Below are 17,087 nucleotides of genomic sequence, written 5' to 3'. Positions count from 1 at the left end.
CGGTCTTTATTCTGTTTTCTGCTGCTCTTTATGGCCGTGAATGCGCTGGCCCCAGTTTTTGGCCGTTTCAATAAGCGCTTGCTCATCCATTCGCGTCAGGCGCTTGTCCTCGAGCAGTTGCTTGCCGGCGACCCAAACATGGCTCACGCAATCGCGCCCAGTGGCATATATAAGCTGCGATACCGGGTCGTACACCGGTTGCTGGGCCAGCCCGGACAGGTCAAAGGCGGCGAGATCCGCAGCCTTGCCGATCTCCAGCGAGCCTGTTTGCGCCTGGATGCCCATGGCGCGGGCGCCGTTCAGTGTGGCCATGCGCAGGGCGCGGTGCGCGTCCAGTGCGGTAGCCGAACCCGCGACAGCCTTGGCCAGCAGGGCCGCCGTGCGGGTTTCGCCGAGCAGGTCCAGGTCATTGTTGCTGGCCGCGCCATCGGTGCCTACCGCGACATTGACTCCAGCCTGCCACAAGCGCTCTACCGGGCAAAAGCCGCTGGCGAGTTTCAGGTTCGATTCCGGGCAGTGGATCACGCTGGCATTACTTTCTACCAGCAAAGCCAGGTCCTCATCGCTGACCTGGGTCATGTGTACCGCTTGAAAGCGTGGGCTCAACAAACCAAGACGGCCCAGGCGTGCCAGAGGCCGCTCATGGCGGTGCTCGACGGATTGCTCAACTTCGAACGCGGTTTCATGCATGTGCATATGAATCATCGCGTCGAGTTCGTCAGCCAGTACCCGGATTTTTTCCAGGTTTTCATCGCTGATGGTGTACGGCGCATGAGGGCCGAAGGCAATGTTGATCCGCGGGTGGTGCTTGAGGTCATTGAACAGCTCGACGCCCTTGTGCAGCGCTTCGTCGGTGGTGCGCGCCCCCGGAATCGGGAAGTCGAGGATCGGCACGGTGATTTGCGCGCGGATGCCGCTGTTGTGCACGCGCTCGCTGGCCACCTTGGGGTAGAAATACATATCAGAGAAACAGGTGATGCCGCCTTTCAATTGCTCGGCAATCGCCAGGTCGGTACCGTCGCGGACGAAAGTTTCATCGACCCATTTGGCTTCGGCAGGCCAGATATGGCGCTCCAGCCAGGTCATTAGTTGCAAATCGTCGGCCAGGCCACGAAACAAGGTCATGGCCGCATGCCCGTGGGCGTTGATCAGGCCAGGGCTGAGGAGCATGCCCGGCAGCTCACGTACCTGCAGCGCGGTTTGCTTCAACGCTTCGGCTCTGGGACCGATGTACACGATAAGGCCGTCGCGAATGCCCAGGCCATGCTCTTTGAGGACTACGCCAGCAGGTTCGACCGGCACCAGCCAGGTGGGCAGGAGCAGCAGGTCGAGCGGGGCAGCAGGATTGGGCATGGCAGGACATCCAGAGCTTATATTCAGGGCCGGCGAAGTATACCCGAGCGTCTTCTTGGGCGGCTCGCTATAATCGGCGGCTTTTGATGCTTTGCTCTCGATCTTGGCTTTCTATTTTTAAGTACATGGGGTGTGGAATGCGCGATCGACTATTGGCTGCGGAGAAGGTGAAGGCCATCGATTGGCGAGAAGGCGCTCTGCATCTGCTCGATCAGCGTGTGCTGCCGTTCGAGGAAACCTGGCACACATACACCAGCGCGGCGGGCGTGGCTGAGGCCATTCGCTCGATGGTCGTGCGGGGTGCACCCGCCATCGGTATCAGTGCGGCCTACGGCGTTGTGCTGGCAGCGCGCGAGCGTTTTGCCGCGGGCGGCGACTGGCAGGCTGCACTGGAAGAAGACTTCACCCTGCTTGCCGAGTCGCGGCCCACCGCCGTCAACCTGTTCTGGGCGCTGAATCGTATGCGCGACCGCCTGCAACGCTTGAAAGGCAGTGAATCACCCCTGGCCGCGCTCGAAGCGGAAGCAGTGGGCATTCACTTGAGTGATCGCGAAGCCAACCTGACCATGGCCCAGCTCGGTGCCGACCTGATCCGCAAGCATCAGGGTAATCTGCAAACCGTGCTGACCCACTGCAACACGGGTGCGCTGGCGACTGGCGGCTTCGGCACCGCGCTGGGCGTGATCCGTGCGGCGTACCTGGAAGGCATGATCGAGCGCGTTTACGCCGATGAAACCCGGCCATGGCTGCAAGGCTCGCGTTTGACGGCCTGGGAGCTGGCGAATGAGGGGGTCCCTGTCACCGTCACTGCTGATTCGGCTGCTGCGTACCTGATGCGCACCAAAGGCATCACCTGGGTCATCGTCGGCGCCGACCGCATCACGGCCAACGGCGACGTGGCGAACAAAATCGGCACCTATCAACTGGCCGTTGCCGCCATGCACCACGGCGTCCGCTTTATGGTGGTGGCGCCGAGTTCGACCATCGACATGGCATTGGCCAGTGGTGAAGACATCCCCATCGAAGAGCGCGATGGTCGAGAGTTGCTGGAGCTCGGCGGTCAGCGCGTAGGGGCTGATGTCGACGCGTTCAATCCGGTGTTCGACGTGACGCCGGCAGACTTGATCGACGCCATCGTGACCGAGAAAGGCATTGTCGAGCGCCCGGACGCAGCCAAGATGGCGCAACTAATGTGTCGCAAGCGGTTGCATTGATGTTATGTGGGCCCCCTGCAGGCCTTTGGCCGGAATCGAAACCGACACAGCGCGGGATCGTCAAAACGCATGCAGGGCCCTCAGAGGCGCTATAAAGGCCGATCGTTGGTCGATTAGTGTTTTGGCAAGCTATCCGGGGGATAGGTCCCTGATCGCGTTTGTGATAACATTCGGCGGTTTCCAGGGTAGCGCGATGCGCCTGCCTTTACTGCGCAGATCCATGGCATAACTCGTTGATTTGTCGTAAGTCGTTGCATGGCAAATGCCTGCAGCGGCGAGCTTCGTTCGTCCCGCATGGATGTGACGAGGTTTCACCAGAAAAAGGAATCAGGCTTCTCATGGGCGAACTGGCCAAAGAAATCCTCCCGGTCAATATCGAAGACGAGCTGAAACAGTCCTACCTTGATTACGCGATGAGCGTAATCGTCGGACGGGCACTGCCGGATGCGCGTGATGGCTTGAAGCCCGTGCATCGGCGTGTGCTCTTCGCGATGAGCGAACTGGGTAACGACTGGAACAAGCCGTACAAGAAATCTGCCCGTGTGGTCGGCGACGTTATCGGTAAGTATCACCCGCATGGTGATACGGCTGTTTACGACACTATCGTACGGATGGCTCAGCCATTCTCCCTGCGCTACCTGCTGGTAGACGGTCAGGGCAACTTCGGTTCGGTGGACGGCGACAACGCCGCAGCCATGCGATACACCGAAGTCCGGATGACCAAGCTGGCCCACGAGCTGCTGGCCGACCTGCATAAAGAAACCGTGGACTGGGTGCCGAACTACGACGGCACCGAAATGATCCCTGCGGTCATGCCGACCCGTATTCCGAACTTGCTGGTCAACGGCTCGAGCGGTATTGCCGTGGGCATGGCGACCAACATCCCGCCGCACAACCTCGGTGAAGTCATCGACGGTTGCCTGGCACTCATCGACAACCCAGAGTTGACCATCGATGAGCTGATGCAATACATCCCGGGCCCTGACTTCCCGACGGCCGCGATCATCAACGGCCGTGCCGGTATCGTCGAAGCCTATCGCACCGGTCGTGGGCGCATTTACATGCGTGCCCGCTCGATGGTCGAAGACATCGACAAGGTCGGTGGTCGTCAGCAGATCGTCATCACCGAACTCCCGTACCAGTTGAACAAAGCACGTCTGATCGAGAAGATCGCCGAGCTGGTCAAAGAGAAAAAGCTCGAAGGCATCACTGAGCTGCGCGACGAGTCCGACAAAGACGGTATGCGCGTAGTGATCGAGCTGCGTCGTGGCGAAGTGCCTGAGGTGATCCTCAACAACCTCTACGCCCAGACCCAGCTGCAAAGCGTTTTCGGTATCAACATCGTTGCGTTGATCGATGGCCGTCCGCGGATCCTCAACCTTAAGGATCTGCTGGAAGCCTTCGTTCGTCACCGTCGCGAAGTTGTCACCCGTCGTACCGTTTTCGAACTGCGTAAAGCCCGTGAGCGTGGTCACCTGCTCGAAGGTCAAGCGGTCGCCCTGTCGAACATCGACCCGGTTATCGCATTGATCAAAGCCTCGCCGACACCGGCTGAAGCCAAGGCAGCGCTGATCGAAACACCGTGGGAATCCAGTGCTGTTGTGGAAATGGTTGAACGTGCTGGCGCAGATTCTTGCCGTCCGGACAACCTTGACCCGCAATATGGCCTGCGTGACGGCAAGTATTTCCTGTCGCCAGAACAGGCTCAGGCGATTCTGGAACTGCGTCTGCATCGTCTGACCGGTCTCGAACACGAAAAACTGCTGACCGAATACCAGGAAATCCTCACCCAGATCGGCGAACTGCTGCGTATTCTCAACAGCGCCGAACGTCTGATGGAAGTCATCCGCGAAGAGCTGGAACTGATCCGCGCTGAATACGGCGATGTACGTCGCACCGAGATTCTCGATGCGCGTCTGGACCTGACCCTCGGCGACCTGATCACCGAAGAAGAGCGTGTCGTCACTATCTCTCACGGTGGTTATGCCAAGACTCAGCCGTTGGCCGTCTACCAGGCTCAACGCCGTGGCGGTAAAGGCAAATCGGCTACCGGCGTCAAGGATGAGGACTACATTGCTCACCTGCTGGTCGCCAACAGTCACACCACGCTGTTGATGTTCTCCAGCAAAGGCAAGGTGTACTGGCTCAAGACCTACGAAATTCCGGAAGCCTCGCGTGCTGCCCGTGGTCGCCCATTGGTCAACCTGTTGCCGCTGAGTGAGGGTGAATACATCACCACCATGTTGCCGGTAGACATGGAAGCCATGCGCAAGAAGTCCGAAGAAGAAGGCGGTGACGATGTCATCACTCCGGAACTGGACGACGTAGCAGGCGACGAGAGCGAAGAAGACAGAAAGGCACGCATCAAGGCAGAAGACCGGAAGAAAGCTCCGTTCATCTTCATGTCGACTGCCAACGGCACCGTGAAGAAAACTCCGCTGGTGCAATTCAGCCGTCAACGCAGTGTTGGCCTGATCGCGCTGGAGCTGGACGAAGGTGACATCCTGATTTCCGCCGCCATCACTGACGGCGAACGCGAAGTCATGCTGTTCTCCGACGGCGGCAAAGTGACACGCTTTAAAGAGTCTGACGTTCGCGCCATGGGCCGTACCGCTCGCGGTGTGCGCGGCATGCGTCTGCCAGAAGGTCAGAAGCTGATTTCCATGCTGATCCCGGAAGAAGGCAGTCAGATTCTCACCGCGTCCGAGCGTGGTTTCGGCAAGCGTACGGCGATCACTGAGTTCCCTGAGTACAAACGTGGTGGTCAGGGCGTTATCGCCATGGTCAGCAACGACCGTAACGGCCGTTTGGTCGGCGCGGTACAAGTGCTCGACGGCGAAGAAATCATGCTGATTTCCGACCAGGGCACCTTGGTTCGTACCCGTGTTGATGAAGTGTCCAGTCTGGGTCGTAATACCCAGGGCGTGACCTTGATCAAACTCGCCAGCGACGAAAAACTGGTCGGCCTGGAGCGTGTTCAGGAGCCATCGGAAGTCGAAGGCGAAGAGTTCGAAGGTGAGGTGCTGGAAGGCGAAGAGCTTGAAGGCGAAGTGCTGGATGTCAGCGACATCGACGAATCCCAGCAAGCCGACGCCCCGGAAGAAGAGTAATGCGATACCTGTAGGAGCAGACTTGTCTGCGAATGGTTTGACGCGGTGTATCTATCAGGTATGCCCCTATCGCAGACAAGTCAGCTCCTACAGATTTGATACACGTGCAACGCGTACAGACCCAAGCATTGACGAGAGTGGATATGAGCAAGCGAGCTTTTAACTTCTGTGCAGGTCCTGCTGCGCTCCCTGAAGCTGTTCTGCTGCGTGCCCAGGCAGAACTCCTGGACTGGCATGGCAAAGGCCTGTCCGTCATGGAAATGAGTCATCGCAGTGATGAGTTCGTCTCCATTGCCAACAAGGCCGAGCAAGATCTGCGCGACCTGATGACCATCCCCTCAAACTATAAAGTGCTGTTTCTGCAAGGCGGCGCAAGCCAGCAATTTGCCCAGATTCCGCTCAACCTGTTGCCGGAAAACGCCAGTGCCGATTACATCGACACCGGTATCTGGTCGCAGAAAGCCATTGAAGAAGCCTCGCGCTTCGGCAACGTCAACATCGCTGCCAGCGCCAAGCCTTACGACTATTTCGCCATTCCTGGCCAGAACGAGTGGAAGCTGTCCAAAGACGCTGCCTACGTTCACTACGCACCCAATGAAACCATTGGCGGCCTGGAATTCAGCTGGATTCCTGAAATCGGCGATATCCCGCTGGTGGCTGACATGTCCTCGGACATCCTGTCGCGCCCCGTGGATGTTTCCAGGTTCGGCATGATCTACGCAGGCGCCCAGAAAAATATCGGCCCGAGCGGTATTGTCGTCGTGATCATTCGCGAAGACCTGCTCGGTCGCGCCCGTACAATCTGTCCGACCATGCTCAACTACAAAGTCGCCGCCGACAACGCGTCGATGTACAACACCCCGCCGACCCTGTCCTGGTACCTGTCCGGACTGGTGTTCGAATGGCTAAAAGAGCAGGGCGGCGTGGAAGCCATCGGCAAGCTCAATGACATCAAGCAGCGCACGCTGTACGACTTCATCGACGCCAGCGGCCTGTACAGCAACCCGATCAACAAAACCGATCGCTCGTGGATGAACGTGCCGTTCCGTCTGGCCGATGATCGCCTGGACAAGCCGTTCCTGGTCGGCGCCGAAGCACGTGGCCTGCTCAATCTCAAGGGCCATCGTTCGGTTGGCGGCATGCGTGCCTCCATCTACAACGCCGTCGACATCCATGGGGTCAACGCCCTGGTGGCGTACATGGCAGAGTTCGAGAAGGAACACGGCTAATGTCTGAGCAAGAACTCAAGGCGCTGCGCATCCGCATTGACAGCCTGGACGAGAAAGTCCTGGAATTGATCAGTGAGCGTGCGCGCTGTGCGCAAGAAGTTGCGCGGGTGAAAATGGCCACGCTCACTGAAGGCGAAGTGCCGGTGTTCTACCGTCCAGAGCGCGAAGCCCAAGTGCTCAAGCGTGTCATGGAGCGCAACAAGGGGCCATTAGGCAACGAGGAGATGGCGCGTTTGTTCCGCGAAATCATGTCCTCGTGCCTGGCGCTGGAGCAGCCGCTGAAAGTGGCTTATCTCGGCCCTGAAGGTACTTTCACCCAAGCCGCAGCCATGAAGCACTTTGGTCACGCAGTCATCAGCTTGCCGATGGCCGCCATCGACGAAGTGTTCCGTGAAGTCGCAGCCGGCGCGGTGAATTTTGGCGTTGTCCCGGTGGAAAACTCCACCGAAGGCGCGGTCAACCACACCCTCGACAGCTTTCTTGAACACGACATGGTCATCTGTGGCGAAGTCGAATTGCGTATCCATCACCATCTATTGGTCGGTGAAAATACCAAGACCGACAGCATCAGCCGCATCTACTCCCACGCGCAGTCGTTGGCCCAGTGCCGCAAGTGGCTGGACGCGCACTACCCGAATGTCGAGCGCATCGCTGTTGCCAGCAACGCCGAAGCGGCCAAGCGGGTCAAGGGTGAGTGGAGCTCGGCGGCCATCGCTGGCGATATGGCGGCAGGGCTGTACGGCCTGACCCGTATCGCAGAAAAAATCGAAGACCGCCCGGATAACGCCACGCGTTTCCTGATCATCGGCAGTCAAGAAGTCCCGCCGACGGGCGACGACAAGACCTCGATCATCGTGTCGATGAGCAACAAACCAGGCGCGCTGCATGAATTGCTGGTGCCCTTCCATGAGAACGGAATCGACCTGACCCGTATCGAAACCCGACCTTCGCGCAGCGGTAAATGGACCTACGTGTTCTTTATCGACTTCGTCGGCCATCACCGTGATCCATTGATCAAGGCCGTGTTGGAACAGATCAGTCAGGAAGCAGTGGCACTCAAGGTGCTGGGTTCCTACCCGAAAGCGGTTCTCTAAAGGGGTTAGCACTACATGAGCGTCGACTTCCTCGCCTTGGCCCAGCCGGGCGTGCAAAAACTTTCGCCTTACGTCCCGGGCAAACCCGTGGACGAACTGGCGCGCGAACTGGGCATCGATCCGGCCCGGATCATCAAGCTGGCCAGTAACGAAAACCCGCTGGGTGCCAGCCCTAAAGCCTTGGCCGCGATTCGCGACGAGCTTGCAGAGCTGACCCGCTACCCGGACGGCAATGGTTTCAATCTCAAGGCGCGTCTCGCAGAGCGCTGCGGTGTGCAAGCCAATCAAGTCACCTTGGGCAATGGCTCCAACGATATTCTGGAGTTGGTCGCTCGCGCCTATCTGGCACCGGGCCTGAACGCGGTGTTCAGTGAGCATGCGTTCGCCATCTACCCGATTGTTACCCAGGCCGTGGGTGCTGACGCTCGCGTTGCGCCTGCCAAGGACTGGGGTCACGACCTGCCGGCGATGCTGGCGGCTATCGACAGCAACACCCGTGTCGTATTTATCGCCAACCCGAACAACCCGACCGGTACCTGGTTCGGTCCAAGTGCCTTGGCTGACTTCCTCGCCGCCGTGCCGGAAAACGTGTTGGTGGTGCTGGACGAGGCCTATATCGAATACGGCGAAGGCGCGGAACTGCCGAATGGCCTGAACTACCTGGCGGATTACCCGAACCTGCTGGTGTCGCGCACCTTCTCCAAAGCCTACGGCCTGGCATCGCTGCGCGTCGGTTATGGCGTGTCCTCGCCGGTTGTAGCTGATGTGCTGAACCGAGTGCGTCAGCCGTTCAACGTCAACAGCCTTGCGCTGGCGGCGGCGTGTGCTGCGCTGGATGACGTCGAGTACGTGGCCCAAAGCCGCCGCGCCAACGAAGCCGGGATGCAGCAGCTTGAGCAGGGACTTCGTCTGCTGGGCCTGAGCTGGATTCCTTCCAAGGCCAACTTCCTTGCCATTGATCTCGGTCGCGAGGGCGCGTCTGTCTATCAAGGCCTGCTCCGTGAAGGCGTAATCGTGCGTCCGGTTGGGGGGTATGGCATGCCAAACCACCTGCGGGTCAGCATCGGCCTGCCGGGCGAAAACACGCGCTTCCTTGAGGCTTTGGCCAAGGTTCTGGCACGTGGTTGATGTCATACCCGTGCAATCAACTCAACCTATGATCGGGCGCCTGGTGGTGATCGGCCTCGGTTTGATCGGTGGTTCGTTCGCCAAAGGCTTGCGTGAAAGTGGCCTGTGTCGGGAAGTGGTGGGTGTCGATCTGAATCCGCGCTCGCGCCAGTTGGCGGTAGAGCGGGGCGTGGTCGACCGGTGCGAGGAAGACATCGCTGCCGCCTGTCGCGGCGCTGACGTTATCCAGCTCGCCGTGCCTATTCTGGCGATGGAAAAGCTACTGACGCTGTTGGCGACCCTGGATCTTGGCAATGCCGTGCTGACCGATGTTGGCAGTGCCAAGGGCAATGTGGTGCGCGCCGCGCGTCTGGCGTTTGGCGGTTTGCCCTCGCGTTTCGTGCCCGGGCATCCTATTGCCGGGTCCGAACAGAGCGGGGTGGAGGCCTCCAACGCCCAGCTGTTCCGTCGGCATAAAGTGATTTTGACACCGCTGGCCGAAACAGATCCGGCAGCGTTGGCCCTGATTGACCGTTTATGGTCTGAGCTGGGCGCCGATGTCGAGCACATGCAGGTCGAGCGCCACGATGAAGTGTTGGCGGCGACCAGTCATTTGCCGCATCTGCTGGCGTTTGCCCTGGTGGACTCACTGGCCAAACGCAACGAGAATCTGGACATCTTTAGATACGCAGCGGGCGGTTTCCGCGATTTCACAAGGATCGCGGGCAGTGACCCGGTGATGTGGCACGACATTTTTCTCGCCAACCGCGAGGCGGTGTTACGCACATTAGATACATTTCGCACAGACCTCGACGCCTTGCGCGACGCGGTAGATGCAGGGGATGGGCTTCAATTACTGGGCGTATTCACTCGCGCCCGTGTTGCTCGCGAGCATTTCAGTAAAATCCTTGCCCGCCGGGCTTATGTGGACGCTATGAACACCAACGACCTGATTTTCCTGGCTAATCCTGGTGGACGCGTTTGCGGACGTATCCGCGTTCCAGGCGATAAATCGATTTCCCACCGCTCGATCATGCTCGGCTCGCTGGCCGAAGGCACGACCGAAGTCGAGGGCTTCCTCGAAGGTGAAGACGCGCTGGCAACCTTGCAGGCGTTCCGTGACATGGGTGTTGTGATCGAAGGCCCGCAAAATGGCCGCGTGACCATCCACGGTGTTGGCTTGCATGGCTTGAAAGCTGCGCCGGGCCCAATCTATCTGGGCAACTCAGGCACTTCGATGCGCCTGCTTTCCGGTTTGTTGGCCGCGCAGAGTTTCGACAGCACCTTGACCGGCGATGCCTCGCTGTCCAAGCGGCCGATGAACCGCGTCGCCAATCCATTGCGTGAAATGGGCGCCGTGATCGAGACCGCTGCTGAAGGTCGTCCGCCGATGATTATTCGCGGCGGCCATCGCCTGACCGGCCTGACCTACACCTTGCCAATGGCCAGCGCGCAGGTTAAATCCTGCCTGCTACTGGCTGGCCTGTATGCCGATGGCAAGACCCGCATCACCGAGCCTGCACCGACGCGTGACCATACCGAACGCATGTTGCGCGGCTTTGGCTACCCGGTCAGTGTTGAGAACAGCACCGCTTCCGTAGAGTCGGGTCACAAGCTCACCGCGACCCACATTGAAGTGCCGGCTGATATCTCCTCGGCTGCCTTCTTCCTGGTCGCCGCGTCTATTGCTGAAGGCTCTGACTTGTTGCTGGAACACGTCGGCATCAACCCGACGCGTACTGGCGTCATCGATATTCTGCGTCTGATGGGCGCCGACATCACCCTGGAAAACCAGCGCGAAGTCGGCGGCGAACCCGTGGCAGATCTGCGTGTACGCGCGGCCAAGCTCAAGGGCATCGAAATCCCTGAAGCGCTGGTCCCGCTGGCCATCGACGAATTTCCGGTACTGTTCGTGGCGGCGGCCTGTGCGGAAGGGCGCACCATCTTGCGCGGCGCCGAAGAGCTGCGGGTCAAGGAGTCCGACCGTATCCAGGTCATGGCCGACGGCTTGCTGGCGCTGGGCGTCAAAGTCGAGCCGACCCCGGACGGCATCATTATCGATGGCGGCCTGATCGGCGGCGGCGAAGTCCACGGTCACGGCGACCACCGGATTGCCATGGCTTTCAGCGTTGCTTCTCTGCGTGCATCGGCACCGATCCGCATCCATGATTGCGCCAACGTCGCGACCTCATTCCCCAACTTCCTAGCGCTCTGCGCTCAAGTCGGCATGCGTGTAGCAGAAGAGGCTCAGTCATGAGGGTTCGAGCGCCAGTCATCACTATCGATGGGCCTAGCGGTTCGGGCAAAGGCACCGTTGCTGGCCGGTTGGCCAAGCATCTGGGCTGGTGCCTGCTCGATTCCGGAGCGCTCTATCGTTTGTTGGCGTTCTCCGCGCGCAACCATGGCGTCGACCTGACGAATGAAGAAGCCCTGAAGCTGCTGGCCGCTCATCTGGATGTGCAGTTCAACGTCGGCACCGATGATCACGGGCAGCGGATTACTCTGGAAGGCGAAGATGTCACCCACGCCATCCGTAACGAACAGATCGGCAATGGCGCCTCGCAAGTGGCTTCACTGCCAGCGGTGCGCGATGCCTTGCTCCAGCGCCAGCGCGCGTTTCAGGAGCCGCCGGGGTTGGTGGCCGATGGCCGCGACATGGGCACCGTAGTGTTCCCGGATGCGCCGCTGAAGATTTTCCTGACCGCCAGCGCCGAGGAACGTGCACGTCGCCGTTACTTGCAGTTGAAGGCCAAGGGCGATGATGTTAGTCTGTCGAGTCTGCTAGATGAGATATGTGCACGCGACGAGCGTGACACCCAGCGAGCGGTAGCCCCGCTCAAGCCGGCGCATGACGCCATACAGCTGGATTCCACTGAATTATCCATCGAGCAGGTGCTGGAACGCATTTTGAGTGAAATCGCACTTCGCGATCTCGCCGGATGACAAGGAAGCGTGTGGGAGACCAGGCATAGTCCCACAGGCCTTCTTTTATTTGAACGAAACCCACGTTGTCTGGAACGTGGCAGATGGGCGTATTCTTCGCCCTTGATCAACAGGAATTAAAATGAGCGAAAGCTTTGCAGAACTTTTTGAAGAAAGCCTAAAGACCCTCAACCTTCAGGCCGGTTCGATCATCACCGCGATCATCGTTGATATCGATTACCAGGCTGGATGGGTTACGGTTCACGCCGGTCTGAAATCTGAAGGCCTCATCCCGCTGGAACAGTTCCACAACGACGCTGGCGAGCTGACCATCAAGATCGGCGACGAAGTGCACGTTGCACTGGACGCGGTCGAAGATGGCTTTGGCGAAACCAAGCTGTCCCGCGAAAAAGCCAAGCGTGCTGAGTGCTGGATTGTTCTGGAAGCGGCTTTCGCAGCTGAAGAAGTGGTCAAGGGCGTTATCAACGGTAAGGTTAAAGGCGGCTTCACTGTCGACGTTAACGGCATCCGTGCGTTCCTGCCTGGTTCTCTGGTTGATGTCCGCCCAGTGCGTGACACGACTCACCTGGAAGGCAAAGAGCTCGAATTCAAGGTCATCAAACTCGACCAGAAACGCAACAACGTTGTCGTTTCCCGCCGTAGCGTCCTTGAAGCCGAAAACAGCGCTGAGCGCGAAGCTCTGCTGGAATCCTTGCAAGAAGGTCAGCAAGTCAAAGGTATCGTCAAAAACCTCACCGATTACGGCGCATTCGTCGATCTGGGTGGCGTCGATGGCCTGCTGCACATTACCGACATGGCTTGGAAACGCATCAAGCATCCATCGGAAATCGTCAACGTTGGCGATGAGATCGATGTAAAAGTCCTGAAGTACGATCGCGAACGCAATCGTGTTTCCCTGGGTCTGAAGCAGTTGGGCGAAGATCCATGGGTCGCTATCAAAGCTCGCTACCCAGAAGGCACTCGCGTAACAGCCCGTGTTACCAACCTGACCGACTACGGCTGCTTCGCTGAGCTGGAAGAAGGCGTTGAAGGCCTGGTACACGTTTCCGAAATGGACTGGACCAACAAAAACATCCACCCTTCGAAAGTCGTACAAGTTGGCGACGAAGTGGAAGTTATGGTTCTGGACATCGACGAAGAGCGTCGTCGTATCTCCCTCGGCATCAAACAGTGCAAATCTAACCCATGGGAAGATTTCTCTGGCCAGTTCAACAAGGGCGATAAAATCTCCGGCACCATCAAGTCGATCACCGATTTCGGTATCTTCATTGGTCTGGACGGCGGCATCGACGGCCTGGTTCACCTGTCCGACATCTCCTGGAACGAAGTGGGCGAAGAAGCCGTACGTCGCTTCAAGAAGGGCGATGAGCTCGACACCGTGATCCTGTCTGTTGATCCAGAGCGTGAACGCATCTCCCTGGGCATCAAACAGCTGGAAAGCGATCCGTTCTCCGAGTACGTGATGGTCAATGACAAAGGCGCTATCGTTCGCGGTATCGTTAAAGAAGTTGACGCCAAAGGCGCCATCATCACTCTGGGCGACGACATCGAAGCTACTCTGAAAGCCTCCGAAATCAGCCGTGACCGCGTTGAAGACGCGCGTAACGTTCTGAAAGAAGGCGAAGAAGTTGAAGCCAAGATCATCAGCGTTGATCGCAAGAGCCGCGTAATCCAATTGTCCATCAAGTCGAAAGACGTTGAAGACGAGAAAGAAGCTATCCAAAGCCTGCGCGCCAAGCCAGAAACTGCGGAAAGCACAGGTCCTACCACCATCGGTGACCTGCTTCGCGCACAAATGGAAAAACAGAACTAAGTTCTGATTGACCATAGAAAAAGGGCGACTTCGGTCGCCCTTTTTTGTAGTGCGCCAGGCATGGCGCGTTGCGCATAAGCGCAACTAGTGTCATGTTTTCGAAATAAATTTTCTGCATCTTTGGCTGTACTTTCCCTGTCATTCAGTACTCGGGGGAACGCAAGTGAACGCCCAAGAGATTATCCTTAGTCCAGAAGAACGTAAGCGTCCGAGCTACACCGCCTTGTAACTCAAACCTTAATCCGTTTAAACCACTGGTTCACGCGCTCGCACTCAAATGCTGCTGGATCAAAAACATCTCCATGCCATTCAACCATCGCGTCATGCTCTGGATGATCGGGGTTGGTCATCGCCTCCAGAAAGTCCTCATAACCAAGCCCGCCACCCACGTCTTCCGGCGGGCAAGCATTGGCGCCCTCGATGCAGTACGGCACCTGAGGGCAGGCAATCGCCGGTAGCGTCTTTTCGACCTTGATACTGTGATGCCAACCGTCACCAAAATCGTAGAGATAATTGAATGTCCGCTTTCCGTTCAGCGCCTTTATCAGCGTTTTACGGGCTTCCGGGTTTACCGTCGGCCCACAACCATCAGGGTCGGGCATGCCGTAATTCTCACCGGCAATTTCAAACTCATGCAGATGGCTATCACTCCAGCCCATCACGACCTGGATGACATGGTGCAATTTGCCCAAGGTGATGTTTTCAGGCACCGCGAACCGACGCCAAATCGTCGGAGTGATCCACTTCAGCTCAATGTGCAGCAGCAACAGGTCGGAGGCGGGTTTGGGTAAACGGACAGTTTTAACCATGGATCAGGCGGCCTCGCAGTGTTCAGAGTGGTTCAAAGAAATATTCCAGGGCAGCAACTCGCTCACCCGATTGATCGGGTGCTCGGCAATGTGCTCAAGCACGTAGGTCAGATACGCCTGCGGGTTCAATCCGTTTAGCTTGGCAGTACCCACCAGACTATAAATCGCAGCAGCCCTCTCGCCGCCGTGGTCAGAGCCCACGAACAGGTAATTCTTGCGGCCCAAGGCCACAGCCCGAAGGGCACGCTCGGCGGCGTTGTTGTCGATTTCGATTCGGGCGTCATCGCAGTAGCGCGTTAAAGCCTGCCACCGGTTGAGGGCATAGAGGATTGCACCGCCCAATGTCGATTTTTTCGACAGTTGAGTCAGCGTCTGGTTGAGCCACGCGTGCAGGTGCTCCAGCAGCGGACTTGCTCGGCTTTGCCGAACCGCTTTTCGCAGGTTGGGCGGCTGCCCTCGAATCTCGCTTTCGATGGCATATAGAGCTGCAATCCGTTGTAGCGCCTCGGCGGCAAGTGGTGAAGCCAGGTCTTTGTAGACGTCGTAAAACTTGCGGCGGGCGTGAGCCCAGCACGCGGCTTCCTCAATAGTGCCCGTGGCGTACAGTTGAGCAAAACCGGCATAGCCGTCAGCCTGCAAGATTCCGCTGAAGCTCTTGAGATGATCGCGGGGATGTTGCCCCTTGCGATCCGGCGAGTAGGCAAACCAGACCGCCGCCGGTGTCGTGTCACCGGCAGGTCGGTCGTCCCGCACGTATGTCCATAGGCGAGCCGTTTTGGTTTTGCTGTTGCTCGGCGCAAGTACACCAATCGGCGTGTCGTCGGCATGGACTTTATGGCCGCTCATGACATGGCGTTCAAGGGCGCTGATCAGCGGTCGCAGTAATTGACTGCTCTGGCCGACCCAGTCGGCCAGGGTGGAGCGCTCCAGCTCCACGCCCTCACGGGCGTAGATCTCGGACTGCCGATACAACGGCAAATGATCGACAAACTTGGAGACCAGCACATGGGCCAACAACCCCGGGCCTGCAAGGCCTCGGGCTATTGGACGACTCGGCGCCGGCACCTGGGCGATGTGCTCGCAGCAGCGGCACACCCACTTCGGACGGACATGGCGAATGACTTTGAAACGTGCCGGAACGTACTCCAGCACTTCGGACACATCCTCACCCAAATGGCGAAGCTTTCCGCCGCAGCCAGTGCATTGCGACTCGGGCTGATGGACGTGGGTTTCACGAGGCAGGTGTTCAGGTAACGGCTTGCGCCGAGAGACGGTGCGAGGTGGCGGTTCGGTTGGCGGTGTCAGTTCAGTCTGGCTGACTTCCAGCTCCTCAAGACTCAACTGGAGCTGGTCGATCATGGCGTCCAGTTGCTCGGAGCTGCGACCGAACTGCATACGACGTAGCTTGGCGATCATCATTTTCAAGCGCTCGATCTCTGCCCGCTGGGCAGAGACCAAGGCCTTCAAGGCTTGAAGATCGTTCGGCAGGGATTCGGTCACGAGTGTCATGACCGAATATTACTAGGGATTTTTTCAGCGCGGCAAGTCAGACCGCGAGGACGGGTGCTGTACGAATTGGCCTGCGCCAATCAATGCCCTCCAATAGCATCGACAACTGCGCGGTCGTCAGCGGCGCGCTGCCGCTGGTTGCTTGCGGCCAGACAAAGCGTCCTTGTTCCAGCCGTTTGCAAAACAGGCACAAGCCGTCGCCATCCCACCATAACAGCTTGATCCGGTCACCGCGCCGTCCGCGAAAGGCGAAGATCTGACCGGAGAACGGGTCGGCTTCAAGTTGAGTTTGCACCAAGGCCGCCAATCCATCGAAGCCACGGCGCATGTCCGTGACGCCGGCGGCGATCCAGATACGGGTTCCAGCGGGCGGGGCAATCATCGCAATAACTGCTGAAAGACGAATTGCAGCGTCTGCGGATCGGGTGCGCCCGTGATACGCAGCTTGGCTTTTCCTACCTCAACTGCGATCTCGGAATGACACTCTGTCTGTGGCTGGACGACTTGCGGCAGATCCATTGGCGCCTCTATCACCTGGACGGGCAAAAGCGTTGTGCTCTGGCTGACGGCGCCGAATAACCCTTCCTGATATTGATGCCGCCAGCGAAAAACCAGGTTGGCATTGACGTCATGTTCGCGAGCGATCAACGACACCGAAGCTCCTGGCTGGAAGGTGGCTTCGACGACTTGGCGTTTAAAGTCCAACGGAAAGTTGGGGCGACGACCGGCTCGACGGGCTGGAGCAACTGTATCCAAGATAGTGTCCACTCAAAATGATGTCCACTATCTTGGCCAATTTGGAGGGCTATCAGGAGAGGGTGCTGGCCGGACGGTTACAGAAGAACAGACCGAACTGAACCGTCGTGTACGCTCAGCCATCATCAGTCAGCGCGACGGCCGTCGCGC

13 protein-coding genes are annotated in these 17,087 nt (G+C 58.4%); 8 read left to right on the top strand and 5 right to left on the bottom strand.

Translation table 11 applies throughout. From position 1 onward, the window contains the following. Positions 1-6: 6 nt before the first annotated feature. On the bottom strand, positions 7-1,353 hold the full coding sequence (locus K0F75_RS20990) for a TRZ/ATZ family hydrolase (RefSeq protein ID WP_219063891.1): 1,347 nt from the start codon (positions 1,351-1,353) through the stop codon (positions 7-9). Positions 1,354-1,490: 137 nt separating this feature from the next. Between K0F75_RS20990 and mtnA the strand changes: the two genes are divergently transcribed. The 8 genes from mtnA (at position 1,491) to rpsA (ending at position 13,863) form a co-directional block, all read left to right on the top strand. Beyond that, on the top strand, positions 1,491-2,567 hold the full coding sequence (gene mtnA / locus K0F75_RS20985; RefSeq protein ID WP_219063890.1) for an S-methyl-5-thioribose-1-phosphate isomerase: 1,077 nt from the start codon (positions 1,491-1,493) through the stop codon (positions 2,565-2,567). Positions 2,568-2,905: 338 nt separating this feature from the next. Next, positions 2,906-5,677: a DNA gyrase subunit A gene (gyrA, locus tag K0F75_RS20980; protein ID WP_219063889.1), complete on the top strand. Its 2,772-nt coding sequence runs from the start codon at positions 2,906-2,908 to the stop codon at positions 5,675-5,677. Positions 5,678-5,820: 143 nt separating this feature from the next. Beyond that, positions 5,821-6,906 carry a 3-phosphoserine/phosphohydroxythreonine transaminase gene (serC, locus tag K0F75_RS20975; protein WP_219063888.1) on the top strand — a complete coding sequence of 362 codons (1,086 nt, stop codon included), beginning with the start codon at positions 5,821-5,823 and terminating at the stop codon, positions 6,904-6,906. Beyond that, positions 6,906-8,000: a prephenate dehydratase gene (pheA, locus tag K0F75_RS20970; RefSeq protein WP_219063887.1), complete on the top strand. Its 1,095-nt coding sequence runs from the start codon at positions 6,906-6,908 to the stop codon at positions 7,998-8,000. Before serC ends, pheA begins: the two co-directional genes overlap by 1 nt. Positions 8,001-8,015: 15 nt before the next feature. After that, the gene (gene hisC / locus K0F75_RS20965; RefSeq protein ID WP_219063886.1) at positions 8,016-9,128 is read left to right on the top strand and encodes a histidinol-phosphate transaminase; all 1,113 of its coding nucleotides are present in this window, start codon (positions 8,016-8,018) and stop codon (positions 9,126-9,128) included. A 28-nt stretch (positions 9,129-9,156) separates the two neighbouring features. Next, entirely contained in the window at positions 9,157-11,364 is a 2,208-nt protein-coding gene (locus K0F75_RS20960) for a bifunctional prephenate dehydrogenase/3-phosphoshikimate 1-carboxyvinyltransferase (RefSeq protein WP_219063885.1), read from the top strand. Next, complete coding sequence (gene cmk / locus K0F75_RS20955; RefSeq protein ID WP_219063884.1) at positions 11,361-12,050, top strand: (d)CMP kinase; 690 nt, start codon at positions 11,361-11,363, stop codon at positions 12,048-12,050. The genes K0F75_RS20960 and cmk overlap by 4 nt, the downstream gene beginning before the upstream one ends. A gap of 121 nt (positions 12,051-12,171) precedes the next feature. Beyond that, complete coding sequence (gene rpsA / locus K0F75_RS20950; protein ID WP_219063883.1) at positions 12,172-13,863, top strand: 30S ribosomal protein S1; 1,692 nt, start codon at positions 12,172-12,174, stop codon at positions 13,861-13,863. 230 nt (positions 13,864-14,093) lie between these two features. Here rpsA and K0F75_RS20945 read toward each other — a convergent pair whose 3' ends face one another. From K0F75_RS20945 to K0F75_RS26330, 4 genes are read right to left on the bottom strand one after another with little or no spacing between them, the layout of a single operon-like run. After that, entirely contained in the window at positions 14,094-14,672 is a 579-nt protein-coding gene (locus K0F75_RS20945; RefSeq protein WP_219063882.1) for a plasmid pRiA4b ORF-3 family protein, read from the bottom strand. Positions 14,673-14,675: 3 nt separating this feature from the next. Beyond that, positions 14,676-16,181, bottom strand: coding sequence for an IS66 family transposase (locus K0F75_RS20940; protein ID WP_219063881.1), 1,506 nt, complete (start codon positions 16,179-16,181; stop codon positions 14,676-14,678). A gap of 37 nt (positions 16,182-16,218) precedes the next feature. Then, the gene (tnpB, locus tag K0F75_RS20935) at positions 16,219-16,563 is read right to left on the bottom strand and encodes an IS66 family insertion sequence element accessory protein TnpB (RefSeq protein WP_219063880.1); all 345 of its coding nucleotides are present in this window, start codon (positions 16,561-16,563) and stop codon (positions 16,219-16,221) included. Further along, positions 16,560-16,937 (bottom strand): transposase, encoded by a 378-nt coding sequence (locus tag K0F75_RS26330; RefSeq protein WP_219063879.1) that lies wholly within the window; start codon positions 16,935-16,937, stop codon positions 16,560-16,562. The genes tnpB and K0F75_RS26330 overlap by 4 nt, the downstream gene beginning before the upstream one ends. Positions 16,938-17,087: the final 150 nt, after the last annotated feature.

This window comes from Pseudomonas sp. UMAB-08, assembly GCF_900095225.1.
Taxonomy (GTDB): Bacteria; Pseudomonadota; Gammaproteobacteria; order Pseudomonadales; family Pseudomonadaceae; genus Aquipseudomonas.
The sequence above is the reverse complement of the archived record's forward strand: the minus strand, read 5'-3'. Positions and strand labels throughout refer to the sequence as shown.

Excerpts from the sequence above, each read along its gene's own strand:
- tnpB (WP_219063880.1), bottom strand. The coding sequence starts at position 16,563 with ATGATTGCCCCGCCCGCTGGAACCCGTATCTGGATCGCCGCCGGCGTC.
- K0F75_RS20960 (WP_219063885.1), top strand. The coding sequence starts at position 9,157 with ATGATCGGGCGCCTGGTGGTGATCGGCCTCGGTTTGATCGGTGGTTCG.
- mtnA (WP_219063890.1), top strand. The coding sequence starts at position 1,491 with ATGCGCGATCGACTATTGGCTGCGGAGAAGGTGAAGGCCATCGATTGG.
- K0F75_RS20940 (WP_219063881.1), bottom strand. The coding sequence starts at position 16,181 with ATGACACTCGTGACCGAATCCCTGCCGAACGATCTTCAAGCCTTGAAG.
- gyrA (WP_219063889.1), top strand. The coding sequence starts at position 2,906 with ATGGGCGAACTGGCCAAAGAAATCCTCCCGGTCAATATCGAAGACGAG.
- hisC (WP_219063886.1), top strand. The coding sequence starts at position 8,016 with ATGAGCGTCGACTTCCTCGCCTTGGCCCAGCCGGGCGTGCAAAAACTT.
- serC (WP_219063888.1), top strand. The coding sequence starts at position 5,821 with ATGAGCAAGCGAGCTTTTAACTTCTGTGCAGGTCCTGCTGCGCTCCCT.
- pheA (WP_219063887.1), top strand. The coding sequence starts at position 6,906 with ATGTCTGAGCAAGAACTCAAGGCGCTGCGCATCCGCATTGACAGCCTG.
- K0F75_RS20990 (WP_219063891.1), bottom strand. The coding sequence starts at position 1,353 with ATGCCCAATCCTGCTGCCCCGCTCGACCTGCTGCTCCTGCCCACCTGG.
- K0F75_RS20945 (WP_219063882.1), bottom strand. The coding sequence starts at position 14,672 with ATGGTTAAAACTGTCCGTTTACCCAAACCCGCCTCCGACCTGTTGCTG.
- rpsA (WP_219063883.1), top strand. The coding sequence starts at position 12,172 with ATGAGCGAAAGCTTTGCAGAACTTTTTGAAGAAAGCCTAAAGACCCTC.
- cmk (WP_219063884.1), top strand. The coding sequence starts at position 11,361 with ATGAGGGTTCGAGCGCCAGTCATCACTATCGATGGGCCTAGCGGTTCG.